The following is an 18,110-nucleotide window of genomic DNA, read 5'->3' as shown; positions in this document are numbered from 1 at the left end:
TCGTCCATTAACTCGATGACGGAAAAAATGAGCATATCAGTCCAAAAAGATAATTATGTGCTGTGCGGTATTTCATTATCGTCTATTATTCCAAATTAATAAAGCCTCACACACTTGGCCTCATGAGCCAAGATTTTTTGAGAAACTGCCGGTTTCGGGATTTTCGCACGCGAACCCGATTTTTCATATCTCCAACAGCGGGGCTACTGAAATGGATCAGAGAAGGTACATTGCAAATAATTCTGCGAACGTAAGTCAGGGCGATAATCAGCAAAACCTGATTGAAGGACGGAATGTCACAATCGGCTCTACATTCTCCGAGAAGTCGCGACAGATTGAGAAACTAGACGCATTGCTCGGATGCCTTGAGGCGAGCAAAGACAGCGATACATACAAAGATGTAATCCGACAGATCAAGAACATTAAGGAAGAACTATCGGACGAAGAGAAACCAAACGAAGATTTGATTGAAAAATGGCTCAACAAGGCAAAGCAATTGGTTTCTTTCACCGAAATTGGCTCTGATATCTTTAATAAGGCGAAGGCCGTATATGAGTCGTTTGGTATGGGGCTATAGATGCTCTAACAAGCGGGCCAGCGGGACCGCCCGGTTACCGTCGCGAGTTCTATAATAGAAATCCGAGGGCAAAAGGGGCTCAATTATGAAACCCAAGAGCTAACCTTAGGCTCAAAGCCGAGCGCGCGCCACGGGCGTTATGCTAATTCGCAGGCTCCGTGCGGGCGCGGCAATGGATAAGGGGCCAGGCTCAATTATGAAACAAATGAAAGCCTAACCTTCGCCTAAACTTGAGCGCGCGCCATCGGGGTTCGTGCAGTTTGCAGGCGCCGTGAGGGCGCGCGCCGCTTTAGGCTGCACGTTAGCCGCAAACATGGATACATCGGTTCGTGAACATACGTTTTTTCATTGATCCGAAAACCGATGTCCCGCACATCTATGAGCATCGGGTCAGTGAAGATGAAGTCGAAGAAGTGTTGATCCATGCGGCAGAAGATCGGCCGGGTAAAGACGGTTCAAGGGTGGCCCTGGGGCGAACATTGTCCGGAAGATTTCTGCGGGTCATATACATACCCGACCCAGTCCCAGAAAGCGTCTTTGTTATCACAGCTTATGAACTGAAGGGTAAACCGTTGGCAGCATTCCGGAGACGACACCGGAGAAAACCGAAATGAAAGAAAACATTTTTCCTCCAGGTTGGGATACTAAACGCGTGACCAGCGTGCTAGCGCATTACGAGAATCAAACGGAAGAAGAATCTCTCGCTGAAGATGAAGCAGCATTTTTGGCGACTGGTCAAACTTTTATCGAAATTCCCACAGAATTAGTGCCGGCCGTTCGAGAACTTGTTGCTCGGCATATGAATCAAGGCGGCTAACGAACGGCCAAAGCGCGAGCGCGCGCTATCAGGGTCGGAGTTCGGGGGCCTTGATCATAATCCCGGCCAGCGGTGTGCGTCGTCAGGGCTTCCAGCCCTGACGGTGTCAGGCCAGGATGGCCTGACGACGCACCCGGCGAGCCGGAATCTTGATCTGTTACGGCGCGCTGGCCGAGCGCCTGGATGGGCTGGAGGCAGGGCTTGGGGTTGGTGCCCTTGGCCGGGGCCGAGCTCGGGATGGCGTCGGCGGCCGGTGGGGCAGCGGCGGGCTTGCCCTCTGGTTTGCCTTGAGGCTTAACGCAGCACGTTGCGGTCCTCCATAGCGCGGGCGATGGTGTAGTCGTGCAGGGGCTTCTCGACGAGATCTTTGGTCGTCTTGAAGGTGCCGCCGGTACCGTCGATCCGCGGGTCGGAATGGTCAGCCGCGTCAGACGGTCAAGTCGATCTGCTGCACCGTACCAACCGTGCCGGTCTCGCGCAGGAAGATGCCCGAGGCGCGGACCTGACCGAGCGTCTCGTTGGCCGTCGTCTTGAGGTCGAACGGGGTCTCGACATGGGCCAGCGCGATGGCCCCAACGCCGAGATCGTCCAGAGTCTGTAGCCGGTCCGTTCCTTGCCCATCACGGGTCCACACGCGGAGTTCGTCGAACCCGGCATCGCCCTCATCGATCCAGCCGTTTGCGTCGTCGTCGAGCGCCGCGAGCTCCGTGAAGCCGTTGCCGGTGGCGGCACCGAACAACTCGGCGCCGTTGGTCGCGCGGCCGTTGCCGTCGCGATCGATCATCAGGTAGCCACTACCCGCGGCGACGGAGGCGATGCGCTCGGTGCTCCCGTCGCCGTCGATGTCGAAGGAGAAGCGGGTGTCCGTCAATGTCGCCGCCGTGCCGGCGTAGTTCAGTACCAGCGGGTCCTTGCGCTGCGCCGCCGTCTCCAAGACCATGCTGACACTGCTCTCCTCATGGTAGGACCGCGCCATCGTCAGCGACAGGTCGAAGGCGATCTCGCGCCCGTCGGCCGTCCGGACGCTGCCCTTGGCGGTGAACGCGGTCCGCTCGGTCTCGCTGTATGAGGTGTGCTGCTCGTAACGAACACTGAGCGCAGCGGGCCCGTCCTGGTTGGTCGCAGCGCCCGCGCCGCCGGGCGCTGCGGATGACTCCGCATTGGGCTGCGCCGCCGCGAGCTGTCCCGCGTCGAAGATCTTCACCTGTCGGCCGGTAAAGAATTCGACCAAGGAGCGGATCAGCGCAAGCTTCGGATCGGCATCGGCGGCTTCCTCGGCGTCAGCCACGGCGCTCGTCTCGGCCAGTTGCGCCGCCTTACCCGCCTCGGAGATGCTGACCTCGGGACGGGCGGGGCGCTCTGGACGCGTCTCCTCATCGCGGACCCCCGGCGCCTCCCGATTGGACCAGACGCCAAGCGACTCGCGGGTCTCGCGCCGCTGCATAGCGGTGTGCCGAGAGTCCATTTGTACGTTGTCAGCAATGATCTGCATGGCGACCTCCGGTGTGAGTGATACCTTGTTATCGGTACCTCCGACCGTAAACTTGAGCCAAGTCGTACCAAATCTGCTCTGCCTCATCGTTCCAGGCGGGTCGTGCGCTCCTGTCCGATCGGCGGTGGCTCGGCAGGCTCATCAATGTCGGAGTCACCGATGAGATGGTCCGTCAGCGGGTGCCAAGCGGTGGTGTGCCCGTCCTTATCGCGCTCCAGCTTTCCGAACGCCGCAGGGAGAGTCTTGCGCATGAGTCCTCTGTTCACGACTTGGCGCGCTCGCCGGTCCACCGCTCACCCCAAGTGGCCGATGCGTGCGACAGCGGATGGGGCAGAGGGTGTAGATAATAGGTATCGGCTTGATACGCTTGCGCGATTGTACAAGAATGAGGCGCGCAAGGATGTTGAAAGGGCGGCCGAAACGATCGCGCACCCGGCGTGTTGGATGGCACTTATTTCATGCCGGAAGTGGATACTGGAGCTGGGGTACTATCTTTGCGAGAGGTCGCGCGCGATGTTCTACGAAATCCGAGTCGAGTGGGATGCCGAGGCTTGCGTCTGGTATGTCGAGGACAGCAATGTTCCCGGACTGGTCGGCGAGGCGGCGACGCTGGAGGCGATGATGGCACTCTTGCAGGTGCGGGTGCCGGAAATGCTGGAGGAGAACGGTTGCCCGAGAGAGGATGATATTCCGCTGCGGTTGCTGACGACAGCGCATCTGGGACAGATGCGCCACGCCGCCTGATGGGTCAGAACTTCACACCCGACCTGATCCGGCAGCTCAAGGCGGCCGGATGTTGGATGGTCAGGCATGGCAAAGGCGACCATGACATTTGGGAGAGCCCGATCACCGGTCGTCGCTTTCCCGTCGATACGAAGATCGTCTCTCGCCACATGGCAAATACCGTTCTCAAACAGGCAGGTCTGCCACGCTCATTCTGATGCGCGCGGCCCCGGACGAGCGTTGATCCCGGCACGACCCCGCGGGTCCTGACCATGCGCCCAGCCCGCGCGCATTGACCGCCCTGCCCTCACCCGCGCAACGACAGAATATCCCAACCACGCGCCAGTGCCGCCTCGCGCAAGACCGCGTCCGGGTCGACCGCCACCGGCCGATCCACCCGCTCCAACAACGGCAAATCGTTGTGCGAATCGCTGTAGAAACTGCTGCCCGCCAGGGACTCGCCCTGGGCCGCGAGCCAGACCTCCAGCCGGGTGACCTTGCCGGCCTGGAAGGACGGAATGCCGGACACCGCACCGGTGAAGCGGCCCTCGCGCACTTCCGGATCGGTCGCGATCAGGTGCGGCACGCCGAAGAGCGCCGCGGTCGGCGCGGTGATGAAGGTGTTGCTGGCGGTGATGATCAGCAGGGTGTCCCCGGCCGCCCGATGGCGGTCGACCAGTGCCCGGGCGGCGGGCAGCATCAGCGGCTTGATGCATTCGCGCACAAAACGGGCACGCAGAGATTCCAGGAGTTCCGGCGGATGATCGCGTAACGGGCGCAGGGAGAAACGCAGGAAGGCGTCGATATCCAGGTTCCCTTGCTGGTAGTCGCGATAGAAGGCATCGTTGGTGCGCGCGAACTCGGTGCCGTCTTCCAGCCCCTGGGCGACCAGGAATTGGCCCCACAGGTGATCGGAGTCCCCGGCGAGCAGGGTGTTGTCGAGGTCGAAGATCGCTAAAGCCATACGGTAGTTCCTGTTCCGGTTCGTGCCCGGACACCGGCACGACGCGTCGTTGGCCGCATTGTGCCTGATCTGCCCGAGGGTTCAACCCGAGAAACAAGGTCATCCGCGAGCAGCGCCGATGAACAACGAACGGACAGGGTGGTACCAGGTGTTCACATGGCGCGGGCGGGCCGCCAGGCCAGCCCGCCCCTGAGATCGAAACAAGGTTTGATTCTATTAGTTATTCCAGTTTTTTTCCAGGGCTGGGCCGCGGCCCCGGAGCCAGGGACTGGACGGGGAAAGCGGGCGGTGCGCACGTGCAACCTGAGGCGGACGACGCCGCCCGCGCCCGAGCGGACCCGAAGAACGCAGCGCGACCCGTGGAAAGCCGTGCAACGGCAATCGCTTATGCAAATCTCTTGCTTGCCCGCCCTAATCCGAATGTGGAAGAATGAAAGCCACAACAAGGCGGGGTACGGTTCCTTGATCGACCGCGACGGTTTCCGCCCCAATGTGGGCATTATTCTAACGAACCAGGAACGCCGCCTCTTTTGGGGCCGGCGAGTGGGTCAGAATGCCTGGCAGTTTCCCCAGGGGGGCATCAACTGCGACGAAACCCCGGCGCAGGCCATGTTTCGGGAGTTGGAGGAGGAGGTCGGCCTGCAGTCCCAGCATGTCACGATCCTCGGTTGCACTCAGGGCTGGCTGCGCTATCACCTGCCCAAGCGTTACATCCGCCGCCATTGCGGCCCGACCTGCATCGGCCAGAAGCAGATTTGGTTCATGCTGCGGGTCGACTGCGGCGAGGATGCGTTCTGTCTCGACAAGACCGAGAAGCCGGAGTTCGACGCCTGGCGCTGGGTGCGTTATTGGCAACCGCTGCACGAGGTGGTCTACTTCAAACGCCGGGTCTACGAGCTGGCGCTCGAGGAACTGGCGCCCCTGCTCTACCCGGACGGGGTGCCGGACCGCAACGAACTGCCGCCCCGTGCCACTGGTTTCCTGCGTCAGCGACGCCGCTGATATTGAACTGGAACTGTATTCTTTCGGTTAGCTTTTTCTCGGTTTAAGGAAGGTCCGCCCGGCCATGATCCGCATGCTCGAATCCCTGCGTCGCATCGTCCAAGAGGTCGATAACGCCCCCGACTTGGAGCAGGCGTTGGCGATCATCGTCCGCCGCGTCAAGGAGGCCGTGGGCGCCGACGTCTGCTCCGTCTATCTCAATGACTACGACAACCGCCGCCACATCCTCCAGGCCACCGACGGCCTGCGCCAGGCGGCGGTGGGGCGGGTCCGCATCGAAATGGGGCGCGGCCTGGTCGGCCTGGTGAGCGAGCGCGCGGAGCCCCTCAACCTGGACGACGCCGCCGCCCACCCGCGCTATCTGTGCATCACCGACACCGGCGAACAGCGTTTTCACGGCTTCCTGGGAGCGCCCATCATCCAGAACCGCAAGGTTCTGGGCGTGCTGGTGCTGCGCCAACTGGAGAAACGGCACTACCAGGAAGAAGAGGTGACCTTCGTCGTCACCCTGGCCTCGCAACTCGCGGGCGCCATCACCTACGCCCGCATCAATGGCGAACTGGCGCGCCTTCAGGACGAGGGTATCCCGCAGCGTTTCCTGCCCGGCCTGCCCGCCGCGCCCGGCATCGGCATCGGCACCGCGGTAGTGGTCTACCCGCCGGCCGACCTGGATGCCATTCCCGACCGCCGCATCGAGAATCCCGAGGTCGAGGAGGAGAGTTTCCGCAACGCGGTGCAGGACGTGGCCGAGGACCTGGACCGCATGGCCCTGCGGACCCAGAGCAACCTCAGCGCCGAGGATATGGCCCTGTTCGACGCCTGGCGCCTGATGCTGGAGAGCGACACTCTGATCGACGGAACCCTGACGCGCATCCGTGCCGGCAACTGGGCGCCGGGGGCGCTGCGGGCGACCATCGCCGAACACGCCAGGGTTTTCGATGCGATGGAGGATGCCTATCTGCGCGAGCGCGGCACGGACGTGCGCGACTTGGGCCGCTGCATCCTCACCCGGCTGCAGAACCTCACCGCGGCGCCCATTCAGTATCCGCCCAAGACCATCCTGGTGGGTGAGGAGATCTCGGCGATGCAGATCGCCGACGTGCCGCGCGAGCGCTTCGTCGGCATGGTCTCCACCGGCGGTTCCGGATCGTCGCACGTCGCCATCCTGGCGCGGGGGATGGGCGTACCCGCGGCCATGGGGGTGGCGGACCTGCCGGTGGGTCGCGTCGAGGGCCGCGACATGGTGGTGGACGGCTACCGCGGCCGGGTCTATGTCGCCCCGGGGCCCGCGGTACGCGCCGAGTATCAGCGCATGGCCGAGGACGACCGGGCCATGACCCATGAACTCCAGTCCCTGCGCCACCTGCCGGCCGAGACCACCGACGGCTATGTGCTGCCGCTGTACCTGAACACCGGGCTGGTCTCGGAGAGCCGCCCGCTGGGGATCGAGGAATCCGCCGGCGTGGGACTCTACCGCACCGAACTGCCGTTCATCGTGCGCGACAGCTTCCCCAGCGAGGCGGCCCAGATGTCCAACTACCGGCGGGTGCTGGAACTCTTCGCGCCGCGGCCGGTGACCATCCGCACCCTGGACATCGGCGGCGACAAACCCCTGCCCTATTTCCCGATGCATGAGGCCAACCCCTTCCTGGGCTGGCGGGGCATCCGCATCACCCTCGACCATCCGGAGATCTTCCTCACCCAGATTCGCGCCATCCTGCGTGCCGCCATCGGGCTCGACAATCTGCAACTGCTGTTCCCGATGATCAGCACCGTGGGTGAGATCGACGAATCCCTGACCCTGGTGCAGCGCGCCCACGATGAACTGCTGGAAGAAGGCTATCAGGTCAAAATGCCGCCGATCGGCGCCATGATCGAGGTTCCCGCGGCGGTCTACCAGTCCGAGGCCATCGCCCGGCGGGTGGACTTCCTCTCGGTGGGCACCAACGATCTGACCCAGTATCTGCTCGCCGTCGACCGCAACAATCCGCATGTTGCCAAGCTGTTCGACGATCTCCACCCGGCCGTGCTGCGCGCCCTGATGCAGGTGCTGGTGGGCGCCCGGGTGCATGGCCGCGAGGTGAGCATCTGCGGCGAGATGGCCGGCGACCCGATGGCCTCGATCTTGTTGCTCGGCATGGGCGTGAACAGCCTCAGCATGGGTGCGAGCAGCCTGCTGCGGGTCAAGCGGGTCATCCGCAGCATCAGCCGCGGGCGCGCGCGTGAAGTCCTCAAAGCCGCGCTCCAATGCGAAGACGCCGCCTCCGTACGCCGGCTGCTGTTCAATACCCTGGATACTTTGGGGCTGGCGGGCTTGGTGCGGCCGGGGCGGTGATGCGGGGGCTCTGGCTCGAGGACCGGCAACTCACCCTGCGCGGCGACCTCCCCGAACCTGTGCCCGGCCCCGGCGAGTGCCTGATCAGGCCGATCCTGCGCGGCATCTGCAGCACCGACCACCAACTCGTGCAGGGGCTCTATCCATACACCGGCATTCCCGGTCATGAATTCGTCGGCGTGGTCGCGTCCGGTCCGACCGACCTGCTCGGCCGCACCGTCGTCGCCGAGATCAACCTGGCGTGCGGACACTGCGCGCGCTGCCTGGCCGGGCTCACCAAACACTGCGCCAACCGGCGGGTCATCGGCATCCGTGATCGCCCCGGCGCCTTCGCCGAACGGCTGGCCGTCCCCATCGCCAACCTGCATCTGGTCCCGGACAGCGTCTCCCCCGCACAAGCGGTCTTCACCGAACCGCTGGCCGCCGCCCTGGACATCCAGGAGCAGATGTACATCGGGCCGGACGATCGGGTCCTGGTGGTCGGCGACGGCAAACTCGGCCAACTCATCGCCCAGTCATTGCGGCCCACCGGTTGCCGACTGACCGTACTCGGCCGCCACCCGCCCAAACTCGCCCATCTGGAACGGCTCGGCATCGCCACCCGCTGCCAACCGGACCCACCGCCAACCGACTGCGACAGCGTCATCGAATGCACCGGCTCCACTGCCGGTTTTGCCCTCGCCCGCCAGGCGGTGCGCCCGCGCGGCACGCTCGTCCTCAAGAGCACCTACCAGGGCACCGCGGCGATCGATCTCAGCGCCATCGTGGTCGACGAGATCCGCATTTTGGGCTCGCGCTGCGGCCCCTTCCCCGCGGCCCTGGCGCTGCTCGCCTCCGGCCGCATCGACCTGGATTATCTGATCGACTCTGTCTACCCGCTTGCGGCGGGGCTCACCGCCTTTGCGCGCAGCCGCGAGCGAGGGGTGCTCAAGGTTTTGATCGGGGAGCGCGACACTTGGGGCTAATCAGCGCGCCCAAGAAAACGTCTTCACTGCCTGCCCGCCCGCCCTGTAGTCCAGGCGCTCGTTGTCGCATACAGCGGGGATGATGGGCTTTGCTACGCTCTATCCAGGTCGCAAGATCACGATCTCCCGTGGGAGCGGCCTCCGGCCGCGATGAGGCCACGGGGGATAGGGACCATCGGCGTTAGCCGCGGCACCCCATCGCGGCCGGAGGCCGCTCCCACGGGGCCGCTGCGTAACGTGCTGAACTTACGCGGCTGGCAACTGACTGCTCTTTTCAGGATCACCCATCCCGGAGCAACCCCCATGATCGGATTCGGCATCCTCGGCTGCGGCGCCCACGGCGAACGCTACCTCCGACACCTGGCGGCGGGCGATGTGCCCGGCGCGCGGCCCGCGGCACTCTGGCGGCAGAATCAGACCGCGGCGGCGGCGCTGGCCGGACGCTATGGCGTACGCGCCCATCGCGACTGGTCCGCGCTGATCGAGGACCCGGCGGTCGACGCGGTCATTGTCGCCACCCCGCCGGGCGCCCACGCCGCGCCGATTCTGGCGGCGGCGCGGGCGGGCAAGCCGGTGCTCACCGAGAAGCCGCTGACGGCGAACCTGGCGGACGCCTTGACCTTGGCCGCCGCGCTGCCGACGGACGCGCGCGTGATGGTCGCCCACACCCTGCGTTACGCTCCGGCGCTGCTGGCCGCCCGTGCACGGCTGCCGGACCTGGGCGAACTCTACCGCATCCGCATCGCGCAGCGGCTGGAGCCGAATGCCATTGCCTGGCAGCGGGACCGGACGCTGGCCGGCGGCGGTTCGGTGATCCTGACCGGGGTCCACGGGTTCGATCTGGTCCGCTGGTTCACCGGGGCGACGCCGGGCCGGGTCAGTGCCTGCACCCGCGCGCTGCTCGGGCACCCGTTCGAGGACTTGTTCGAGGCCCGCTTCGAGTACGCCGACCGGCCGCTCATCGCCACCTGCGAGGTCGCCAAGTTCTCAGACAGCCGCAGCGCCCTGTTGGAACTGGTCGGAACCCGGGGTCAATGTTGGGTGGATTACCTGGGCGGCCGGGTGGAGTGGATCGCGGGGCGGGGGCGGCGGGTCATTGCCGAGCCCGGCGATCAGCCGACCCTGCCGCCGACCCTGACCGCGTTCTGCCGCTGGCTTGATGAGGGCGGCGACTGCCCGGTGCCGCTCGCGGATGGAATTACCGCGCTCAGGATGGCGGATGCCTGCTACCGGTCCGCCGCGACGGGGAATCCGGCCAGTCTCAATGAGCCTTGATCGAGCGCGGTGATCGTTGAAGCACCGTCCGCTTCAGTTGCTCAGCCTGTTTCGCCGCGATCCCGTGGGAGCGGCCTCCGGCCGCGATGGGGCCTCGCGGGATTGCGACCATCGGGTTGCGCACGTCACCTCATCGCGGCCGGAGGCCGCTCCCACAGAACTGAAGCGCTGCGTTGATTTAAAAGGGGATATCGTCGTCGAAAGGCATACCGCCGCCTTGCTCGGGGGCAGCGGGAGCAGACGCGGGCGCCGGGCGGGCGCCGCCCGCTGCCGGCTGGGCACGGGGGACATCGTCGTAGGGAACTGACGAGCCGCCGCCGGGGCGACCGTCAAGCATCTGCATGGTGCCGCCGACGCCGACAATGACCTCGGTCGTATAGCGATCATGCCCCTCCTTATCCTGCCACTTCTTGGTGCGCAATTGGCCCTCGACATAGATCTTGGAGCCCTTGTGGAGATACTGCTTGACGATCTCGGCGAGCTTGCCGAAGAACACGACCCGATGCCACTCGGTGCGCTCCTGCGTCTCGCCGGTGTTCTTGTCCTTCCAGGACTCGCTGGTGGCAATGCTGACATTGGCGACCGCGTCGCCACTCTGCATGTAGCGCACGTCCGGCTCGTTGCCGAGATTACCGATCAGAATGACTTTGTTGACGCCTCTGGACATGATTTCCTCGCACCCGCCCAGGCGGGCAAAAAAATTGCCGATCGATTAGCCGCGGCCCTCAGGCCACGGCAAAGGCTTGTAATCTTGCCGAATCCAGTGCGCGGCTGTCCACTTTGAGATAGGCAACCCCCTCCTCCGGCACCACCACGGCATCGCGCACCCCAGGCACGGCCAGCAATTGCTGCTCCAGGGCCAGTATCCCGTCCGTGTCGATCGACCCCAGACGGATCAGCTGATTGCTCAAGCGCTCCGGCGCGGCCATGGTCGCGGCCACCAGCACCCAGGCCAGGGCTGAGACCGCGGCGAACAGGAAGACCGCCGGCGTGCCGAAGGTCTGATGGACCAGCCCCCCGGTCATGCCGCCCAAAAAGGCGCCGATGAACTGGGAGGTGGAATAGACCCCCATGGCGGTGCCCTTGGCCCCGGCGCGGGCGATCTTGGAGATGATGGACGGCAGCAGGGCTTCGAGTACGTTCACGGCCGTAAAGAACAGCGCCAGCAGAATCAAGAGCGGCACCAGGCTGGTCGCCCAGAACGAGAAACCGAGCGCGGCCAGCCCGACCGCTGCGATGGCGCCGAGAAAGACCTGCTTCACCCGTCCCTGCCCTTCCGCGATGATGATGAAAGGCACCATCCCGCCCAGACCGACCAGCAGCACCGGCAGATAGACCTCCCAATGATCAGCGGCGGCCACCCCGGCCGCGACGATGGACGGGGGGATCACGAGGAACATGGCGGTCATCATCAGGTGCAGCGAGAAAATGCCGAAGTTCAGTCGCAGCAACTGGCCGTCGCGCAGCACCCCGCCGAGTTGGCTCGCGACCGGCTCCGCATCACGGTGAACCGAACGACGCCGCGGATTGGGCACCACCAGCCACAGGACCAGGATGCCGCCGAAGGCCAGCACCGCGGTTGCCCAGAAGACCCCGGCGAGCCCCCAGATCTGGGCGATGGCAGGCCCCAGAATGAAGGCGAGCCCGAAGGCGATGCCGATGCTCGCCCCGACCCCGGCCATGGCGCGCGTGCGCACCTCATCGCGGGTCAGGTCCGCGGCCAGCGCGGTCACCGCCGCCGAAACCGCCCCGGCCCCCTGAATCACCCGCCCGATAATGATGCCTTCGATGGTCGTGGACAGGGCGGCGATGACGCTCCCCAGGACGAAAATCGCCAGCCCGCCGAAGATCACCGGCTTGCGCCCGATGCGGTCGGACAGCATCCCGAAGGGGATCTGCAGGAGCGCCTGCGTCAGTCCATAGGCCCCGATGGCCAGCCCGATCAGCAAGGGCGTCGCCCCGCTGACCCCTCCCGCATAGAGCGCGAAAACCGGCAGAATCAGGAACAGGCCCAACATGCGCAAGCCGTAGATGCCGGCCAGGCCGACCGAGGCACGGCGCTCGTCTGGAGTCAGGGGAAGGATCTCGGGTTCAGCAGGCTTCACAGGCAACGCAACAGTGCGTGGAGATGACAGTGCCTTGCATGATACCAGTTTCACCCGGCGGGAAGCAGAACACGGCCTGGAGATCCCGTGGGAGCGGCCTCCGGCCGCGATAGGCCTCACGAGATCGCGACCATCGACATTCACCGCGGTACCCCATCGCGGCCGGAGGCCGCTCCCACGGGAGACCTTTATCTGGCAGGGTAGGTCCTCGCCGTCGCATGACCGTCAGCGCAGTTTTGCGTCGGCCGGCCGCCGCTCCGCATAATAGGAATCCCGCCCTCAGACCAGCCGACCGAGCCCCGTCATGGACAGTATCCGCATCCGCGGCGCCCGCACCCACAATCTCAAGAACCTGGACCTGGACCTGCCGCGCGGCAAACTGATCGTGCTGACCGGGCTCTCAGGCTCGGGCAAGTCCTCGCTCGCCTTCGACACCATCTACGCCGAGGGCCAACGCCGCTATGTGGAGTCGCTCTCGGCCTACGCCCGCCAGTTCCTGTCGGTGATGGAGAAACCCGATGTGGACCACATCGAGGGCCTCTCCCCCGCCATCTCCATCGAGCAGAAGACCACCTCACACAACCCGCGTTCCACCGTCGGCACCATCACCGAGGTCTACGACTACCTGCGCCTGCTGTTCGCGCGGGTGGGCATCCCGCGCTGCCCGCAGCACGGCGAGCCACTCCAGGCGCAGACGGTCTCACAGATGGTCGACCAGGTGCTCGCCCTCCCGGAGGGTGAGAAACTGATGCTCCTGGCCCCGGTGGTGTCGGCGCGCAAGGGTGAATACCAGCGCCTGATCGCCGAACTGCACGCCCAGGGGTTCGTGCGGGCACGCATCGACGGCGCCCTGTATGAACTGGACAGCCCGCCGGACCTGGATCTGAAGAAGAAGCACGACATCGAGGTCGTCATCGACCGCTTCCGGGTGCGCGCCGACCTGCAACTGCGCCTGGCCGAGTCCTTTGAGACCGCGCTCGCCCTCTCCGGCGGCACCGCGCGGGTGGCGGCCATGGACGCCGACGGCACCGCGCCGGAAATCACCTTCTCCGCCAACTATGCCTGCCCGGTCTGCGGCTACAGCATCGCCGAACTGGAACCGCGCACCTTCTCGTTCAACAACCCGGCGGGGGCCTGCCCGAGCTGCGACGGACTCGGAGTCGAACAGTTCTTCGATCCGGCCAAAGTGGTTGCCCAACCCGCTCAGAGCCTGACCGACGGCGCGGTGCGCGGCTGGGACAAGCGCAACGGCTACTATTTCCAGATGATCCGCGCCGTCGCCGAACACTATGGGTTCGACCTGGAGGCGGCCTGGGTCGACCTGCCGGAACAGGCCCGCCAGGTGGTGCTCTTCGGTTCCGGCACCGACAAGCTCAAACTCAAGCTGCCCCATGAGCACGGCAGCGGCAAGCTGCGTCCCTTCGAGGGGATCATCCCCAACCTGGAGCGACGCTATCGCGAGACCGACTCCAGCGCGGTACGCGAGGAATTGGCCCGCTACATCTCGCACCAGCCCTGTCCGGCCTGCGGCGGCGCGCGGCTGAATGAGTCGGCGCGCCATGTCTTTGTCGCCGACCGTAACCTTCCAAGCCTCTCGGCGCTGCCGCTCGGCGACGCCCTGACCTGGTTCGAGACCCTGGCCCTGCCCGGCAGCCGCGGTGAGATCGGCGCCCGCATCACCCGCGAGATCGCCACCCGCCTGCGCTTCCTCACCGACGTGGGCCTGGACTATCTGACCCTGGAGCGCAGCGCCGAGACGCTTTCCGGCGGCGAGGCCCAACGCATCCGGCTCGCCAGCCAGATCGGCGCCGGCCTGGTCGGCGTCATGTATATCCTGGACGAGCCCTCCATCGGCCTGCACCAGCGCGACAACGCGCGACTGCTCAAGACACTCACCCACCTGCGCGATATCGGCAACACCGTGATCGTCGTCGAACATGACGAGGAAGCGATCCGCGCCGCCGATCTGGTGGTGGATCTGGGGCCGGGCGCCGGGGTCCATGGCGGCGCGGTAGTCGCCCAGGGCACGGCCGCGCAGATCGCCGCCAACCCCCAATCACTGACCGGACGCTACCTGTCCGGGGACCTGCGCATCGTCATTCCGTCACAGCGGACGCCGCCGGACCCCCAGCGCCAGTTACGCATCCTGGGCGCCGGCGGCAACAACCTGAAGTGCGTGGACGCGGCCATCCCGGTCGGCACCTTCTGCTGTGTCACCGGCGTCTCGGGCTCCGGCAAATCCACCCTGATCAACGATACCCTGTTCCCGGCCGCCGCCCGGCTGTTCAACGGCGCGAGCGCGAGCCCCGCGCCCCATCGGGCGATCGAGGGCCTGGACCACTTCGACAAGATCGTCGACATCGACCAGAGCCCCATCGGCCGTACCCCGCGCTCCAACCCGGCGACCTACACGGGGCTCTTCGGCATGGTCCGGGACCTCTTCACCGCGGTTCCGGAGTCGCGTTCGCGCGGCTACGGCCCCGGCCGTTTCAGCTTCAACGTCAAGGGCGGACGCTGCGAAGCCTGCAAGGGCGACGGGCTGATCCGGGTCGAAATGCACTTCCTGCCGGACATCTATGTCCAGTGCGACACCTGCAAGGGCCGCCGCTACAACCGCGAAACCCTGGAAATCCGCTACAAGGGCAAGACCATCGACGAGGTGCTGAACCTCACCATCGAAGACGCCCTCGCCTTCTTCGCCCCGGTACCGCTCATCCACCGCAAGCTCCAGACCCTGGTCGACGTGGGCCTGTCCTATGTCACCCTGGGCCAGAGCGCCACCACCCTCTCCGGCGGCGAGGCGCAGCGGGTCAAACTCAGCCGTGAACTCAGCAAGCGCGATACCGGCCGGACGCTCTACATCCTGGACGAGCCCACCACCGGCCTGCACTTCCACGACGTCAAGCAACTGCTCGACGTCCTGCACCGCCTGCGCGACCACGGCAACACCGTCATCGTCATCGAGCACAACCTGGACGTCATCAAGACCGCCGACTGGATCATCGACCTGGGACCGGAAGGCGGAGACAAGGGCGGGGAAGTCATCGCGGTCGGTACGCCGGAGCAGATTGCCGCCGATTCGGGATCACATACGGGGCGGTTCTTGAAGCCGTTGCTGGAGCGGGGGTGGTGAGACTCCGGTCGCCGAAGAATACTGAGGACTCGCGATGACTATCAAAGTATCGATATACTACTGACCATGAAGCCACTTCGTTTCGTTGGATCGAGCCTGGATGATCTGCAGAATTTTCCTGCGGACGCACGGCGGGACGCGGGTTTTGAACTGGATGCCGTGCAACGTGGCCTGATGCCATCGGACTTTAAGCCCATGCTCAACGTCGGCCAGGGCGCCTATGAGATCCGCATCCATGCCCAAGGAGAGTGGCGCGTCATCTACGTGGCGAAAGTTGAGTCGGCGGTTTACGTCCTCCATGCCTTCCACAAGACGACCACCAAGACCAGCAAATCCGACATCGCCCTCGCGGCAAGCCGGTACCGACAGATTGCGAGTTAGAGACCATGACATCGGAACCCATCGTCGAATCCAGCGGCAACGTCTTTGCGGACTTGGGCTTTCCACCGGACGAGGCCGCCATCCTCGCCCTACGCGCCGAGTTGATGGCGCGGTTGCGCGAGATCCTCCTTGAACGAGGCTGGACCCAAACCGAAGCGGCCGAGCAACTGGGAATCGGCCAATCACGAGTGTCCGACCTGGTCCGAGGCAAGTACGACAAGTTCAGCCTGGACATGCTCGTACGGCTGACCGCGAGGACCGGCGGCCGGGTCGAGCTTGCCGTACGTTGACGAGTGGCCGGGATCTTGCGCTGATGGGCGCCTGCCTGCCCAACAACAGGGTCAACCCGGTCACCGAGGTGGGCACGCTGCCGGAGGCCCAGCGGGAAACCTCCTGTCAGTTATAACTTGCAAAGTGACGCCTTTCGTCCAAGACTGTAAGCTATGACTGACACGATACGCCTGCCTGACGAACTTGGCGTGCAGATACGCGCACGGCGTCAAGCGCTCGGCCTGTCAAAAACAGATCTCGCGCAACGTGCCGGCAAGGTGCGTGAAGTGATCTATCGCCTTGAGAGCGGGGAAGACATCACCCTCTCCTCGCTGATGGCGGTGCTTGCGGCGCTGGGTCTCGCCATGCGGCTGGAAAAAGCCGGTCTCCCGACCATGCAGGAGGTTGCTGACCGGTTCAGGCTGGACGAGGACGAGGATGCTGCCTGACAAGATCCCGCTGCTGGAGGTTGCCATCGGCGACAATCGCAGTGCCGGCCAGTTGCTGAAGCGCTCCCTCTACGAATTCCGGTATCTCTCGCCCGCGGTGCATCAGCCCGCCGTCGCCCTGCTGATGCCCGCCGACACGCGGCTCACCTGGCAGGATGGCGACTTGTTCCCGAGCATGGATCAGAACCTGCCTGAAGGCGACCTGCTTGAGCACCGCCAAGAAAGCCGGCATCAAGACGCCAAACCTCGCACTTTCCGACGATGGTCAACTGCTGGTACTCGATCGATTCGACCAACGAAGCGCTCATGACGTTCGGACGGCGCGTTTGCGGCGTTGCCAAACCAGAGGCCATCGTTCAGAGCATCGCCCAAGCCATGAGTGAAACATTGCAGCAAGCCAAAAACGATGACCGCATCGCATCAACGCTGCGTGCGAAGATCAGCGCCGCGTGGGAAACCGGCTTGGCGTACGCCAGAGTGGGCACGCGGCCATCAGCCTGATTCAGACCATACCGACCCTCTGTTTACGCTCAGTTTTTATCCATGCACTTACGCATCATCAGCGCCAGCCGCCGCACCGACATTCCGGCGTTCTACGGCCAGTGGTTCATGCGCCGGGTACGCGCCGGGTGGTGCGCCATGCCCAATCCATTCAACAGCAAACAGGTGTCGCGGGTCGAGTTGCGTCCGGACATTACCCTACTGGTCTTCTGGACGCGCTGGGCCGCTCCTTTCCTGAAGGCGGTCGCTGAATTGAAGGGGCGCGGCTTTCGCTTCTATTTTCAGTACACCCTGGTCAACTATCCCGCGGCCATTGATCCCTATTCGCCCCCGCTGGACAGGGCGGTCGCGGCTTTTCGCCGCCTTACCGAGGCCATCGGCCCTGAGCGGGTGGTCTGGCGTTATGATCCGATCCTGTTGTCCGACGCAACGGATCACGCCTTTCATCTGGAGAACTTCGCGCGCATTGCGAAGGCGCTGGACGGCGCGACCCGCGGTGTCGTGATCAGTATTCTCGATCCCTATGCCAAGGCGGCCCGGCGACTGGACCGCTTGGGAAAAGAACAGCCTGAATTCAAGTACCGTGTTTACGATGCCGAACGAGACGGAGCACTGATGCAGCAACTGGCCCGGATTGCGCAAGCACACTCACTCCGCATTCAGAGCTGCGCCGAAACCATGGATCTGACCGCGGCCGGTATTGCGCCCGGCAAGTGTATTGACGATCAGTTGATCCGAGAAGTATTCGGAATCGATGTCAGCCGCAAAAAGGACAAGGGACAACGCACAGCCTGCGGTTGTATCGAAAGCCGTGATATCGGGATGTACGACTCCTGCCTCTTCGGCTGCGTCTATTGTTATGCCACGCGCAGCTTCAAGGCTGCCGGGGCGAATCACGCGGCGCGGGATCCGGAATCGGCATCGATGATTGGTCAACATCGGGCCTTGCCGTTACCAGAAAGGAGACGCACTCGTGAGTGGTCGATCTGATCAACTGCCGCCATCCGGACTCTGCCGTGAAAGTCGCGCAGCGACCCTGTGAGAGCGGCGTCCCGCCGCGATGAGGCCGGGCGCGTCACCGCAGCCTTCGCGGTCACCGCGGCACCGCATCGCGGCGGGAC

General features: G+C 64.4%; 21 protein-coding genes. 16 read left to right on the top strand and 5 right to left on the bottom strand.

The features are described from left to right. The first annotated feature begins 55 nt into the window (after positions 1 to 55). From QZY03_RS30045 to QZY03_RS30035, 3 genes are all read left to right on the top strand, one after another. Positions 56 to 577: a hypothetical protein gene (locus QZY03_RS30045; protein ID WP_295587744.1), complete on the top strand. Its 522-nt coding sequence runs from the start codon at positions 56 to 58 to the stop codon at positions 575 to 577. A 329-nt stretch (positions 578 to 906) separates the two neighbouring features. Continuing rightward, the gene (locus QZY03_RS30040) at positions 907 to 1,191 is read left to right on the top strand and encodes a DUF4258 domain-containing protein (RefSeq protein WP_295587742.1); all 285 of its coding nucleotides are present in this window, start codon (positions 907 to 909) and stop codon (positions 1,189 to 1,191) included. Further along, the gene (locus tag QZY03_RS30035; protein ID WP_295587740.1) at positions 1,188 to 1,394 is read left to right on the top strand and encodes a hypothetical protein; all 207 of its coding nucleotides are present in this window, start codon (positions 1,188 to 1,190) and stop codon (positions 1,392 to 1,394) included. Before QZY03_RS30040 ends, QZY03_RS30035 begins: the two co-directional genes overlap by 4 nt. 427 nt (positions 1,395 to 1,821) lie before the next feature. Here QZY03_RS30035 and QZY03_RS30030 read toward each other — a convergent pair whose 3' ends face one another. After that, the gene (locus QZY03_RS30030; protein WP_295587738.1) at positions 1,822 to 2,886 is read right to left on the bottom strand and encodes a hypothetical protein; all 1,065 of its coding nucleotides are present in this window, start codon (positions 2,884 to 2,886) and stop codon (positions 1,822 to 1,824) included. A gap of 83 nt (positions 2,887 to 2,969) precedes the next feature. Next, positions 2,970 to 3,137, bottom strand: coding sequence for a hypothetical protein (locus tag QZY03_RS30025; protein WP_295587736.1), 168 nt, complete (start codon positions 3,135 to 3,137; stop codon positions 2,970 to 2,972). 262 nt (positions 3,138 to 3,399) lie between these two features. On the opposite strand from QZY03_RS30025, the gene QZY03_RS30020 reads away from it, so the two are divergent. Continuing rightward, positions 3,400 to 3,630, top strand: coding sequence for a DUF1902 domain-containing protein (locus QZY03_RS30020; protein WP_295587734.1), 231 nt, complete (start codon positions 3,400 to 3,402; stop codon positions 3,628 to 3,630). Then, complete coding sequence (locus QZY03_RS30015; protein WP_295587732.1) at positions 3,630 to 3,827, top strand: type II toxin-antitoxin system HicA family toxin; 198 nt, start codon at positions 3,630 to 3,632, stop codon at positions 3,825 to 3,827. Before QZY03_RS30020 ends, QZY03_RS30015 begins: the two co-directional genes overlap by 1 nt. 89 nt (positions 3,828 to 3,916) lie before the next feature. On the opposite strand, the gene QZY03_RS30010 is transcribed toward QZY03_RS30015, so the two are convergent. After that, a complete protein-coding gene (locus QZY03_RS30010) occupies positions 3,917 to 4,573 on the bottom strand; it encodes an HAD family phosphatase (protein WP_295587730.1) in 657 nt (218 codons plus the stop codon). 462 nt (positions 4,574 to 5,035) lie between these two features. Between QZY03_RS30010 and QZY03_RS30005 the strand changes: the two genes are divergently transcribed. From QZY03_RS30005 to QZY03_RS29990, 4 genes are all read left to right on the top strand, one after another. Next, complete coding sequence (locus tag QZY03_RS30005; protein WP_026199687.1) at positions 5,036 to 5,575, top strand: RNA pyrophosphohydrolase; 540 nt, start codon at positions 5,036 to 5,038, stop codon at positions 5,573 to 5,575. A 73-nt stretch (positions 5,576 to 5,648) separates the two neighbouring features. Further along, complete coding sequence (gene ptsP, locus QZY03_RS30000) at positions 5,649 to 7,910, top strand: phosphoenolpyruvate--protein phosphotransferase (RefSeq protein ID WP_295587748.1); 2,262 nt, start codon at positions 5,649 to 5,651, stop codon at positions 7,908 to 7,910. Then, positions 7,910 to 8,875, top strand: coding sequence for an alcohol dehydrogenase catalytic domain-containing protein (locus QZY03_RS29995; RefSeq protein ID WP_295587727.1), 966 nt, complete (start codon positions 7,910 to 7,912; stop codon positions 8,873 to 8,875). Before ptsP ends, QZY03_RS29995 begins: the two co-directional genes overlap by 1 nt. 303 nt (positions 8,876 to 9,178) lie before the next feature. Next, on the top strand, positions 9,179 to 10,150 hold the full coding sequence (locus tag QZY03_RS29990) for a Gfo/Idh/MocA family oxidoreductase (RefSeq protein WP_295587725.1): 972 nt from the start codon (positions 9,179 to 9,181) through the stop codon (positions 10,148 to 10,150). Between the two features lie 178 nt (positions 10,151 to 10,328). Here the strand turns inward: QZY03_RS29990 and ssb are convergent, their stop codons facing one another. Next, on the bottom strand, positions 10,329 to 10,817 hold the full coding sequence (gene ssb / locus QZY03_RS29985; RefSeq protein ID WP_363169427.1) for a single-stranded DNA-binding protein: 489 nt from the start codon (positions 10,815 to 10,817) through the stop codon (positions 10,329 to 10,331). Positions 10,818 to 10,875: 58 nt separating this feature from the next. Next, a complete protein-coding gene (locus tag QZY03_RS29980) occupies positions 10,876 to 12,255 on the bottom strand; it encodes an MFS transporter (RefSeq protein ID WP_295587723.1) in 1,380 nt (459 codons plus the stop codon). A 304-nt stretch (positions 12,256 to 12,559) separates the two neighbouring features. On the opposite strand from QZY03_RS29980, the gene uvrA reads away from it, so the two are divergent. From uvrA to QZY03_RS29945, 7 genes are all read left to right on the top strand, one after another. Continuing rightward, a complete protein-coding gene (gene uvrA / locus QZY03_RS29975; protein WP_295587721.1) occupies positions 12,560 to 15,388 on the top strand; it encodes an excinuclease ABC subunit UvrA in 2,829 nt (942 codons plus the stop codon). Positions 15,389 to 15,454: 66 nt separating this feature from the next. Beyond that, on the top strand, positions 15,455 to 15,769 hold the full coding sequence (locus QZY03_RS29970) for a type II toxin-antitoxin system RelE/ParE family toxin (RefSeq protein WP_295587719.1): 315 nt from the start codon (positions 15,455 to 15,457) through the stop codon (positions 15,767 to 15,769). A 5-nt stretch (positions 15,770 to 15,774) separates the two neighbouring features. After that, on the top strand, positions 15,775 to 16,059 hold the full coding sequence (locus QZY03_RS29965; protein WP_295587717.1) for a helix-turn-helix domain-containing protein: 285 nt from the start codon (positions 15,775 to 15,777) through the stop codon (positions 16,057 to 16,059). A 153-nt stretch (positions 16,060 to 16,212) separates the two neighbouring features. Then, complete coding sequence (locus QZY03_RS29960; RefSeq protein ID WP_295587715.1) at positions 16,213 to 16,488, top strand: helix-turn-helix domain-containing protein; 276 nt, start codon at positions 16,213 to 16,215, stop codon at positions 16,486 to 16,488. After that, positions 16,478 to 16,798 (top strand): HipA N-terminal domain-containing protein, encoded by a 321-nt coding sequence (locus tag QZY03_RS29955; protein ID WP_295587713.1) that lies wholly within the window; start codon positions 16,478 to 16,480, stop codon positions 16,796 to 16,798. Before QZY03_RS29960 ends, QZY03_RS29955 begins: the two co-directional genes overlap by 11 nt. Further along, positions 16,795 to 16,989 (top strand): hypothetical protein, encoded by a 195-nt coding sequence (locus QZY03_RS29950; RefSeq protein ID WP_295587711.1) that lies wholly within the window; start codon positions 16,795 to 16,797, stop codon positions 16,987 to 16,989. Before QZY03_RS29955 ends, QZY03_RS29950 begins: the two co-directional genes overlap by 4 nt. 42 nt (positions 16,990 to 17,031) lie before the next feature. After that, positions 17,032 to 17,979 (top strand): DUF1848 domain-containing protein, encoded by a 948-nt coding sequence (locus QZY03_RS29945; protein WP_295587709.1) that lies wholly within the window; start codon positions 17,032 to 17,034, stop codon positions 17,977 to 17,979. Positions 17,980 to 18,110 lie beyond the last annotated feature (131 nt).

Origin of the sequence: uncultured Lamprocystis sp., assembly GCF_903933125.1 — a bacterium.
GTDB lineage: Bacteria > Pseudomonadota > Gammaproteobacteria > Chromatiales > Chromatiaceae > Thiodictyon.
Note: the sequence above shows the minus strand (reverse complement) of the source record. Positions and strands in the feature narration are given on the sequence as shown.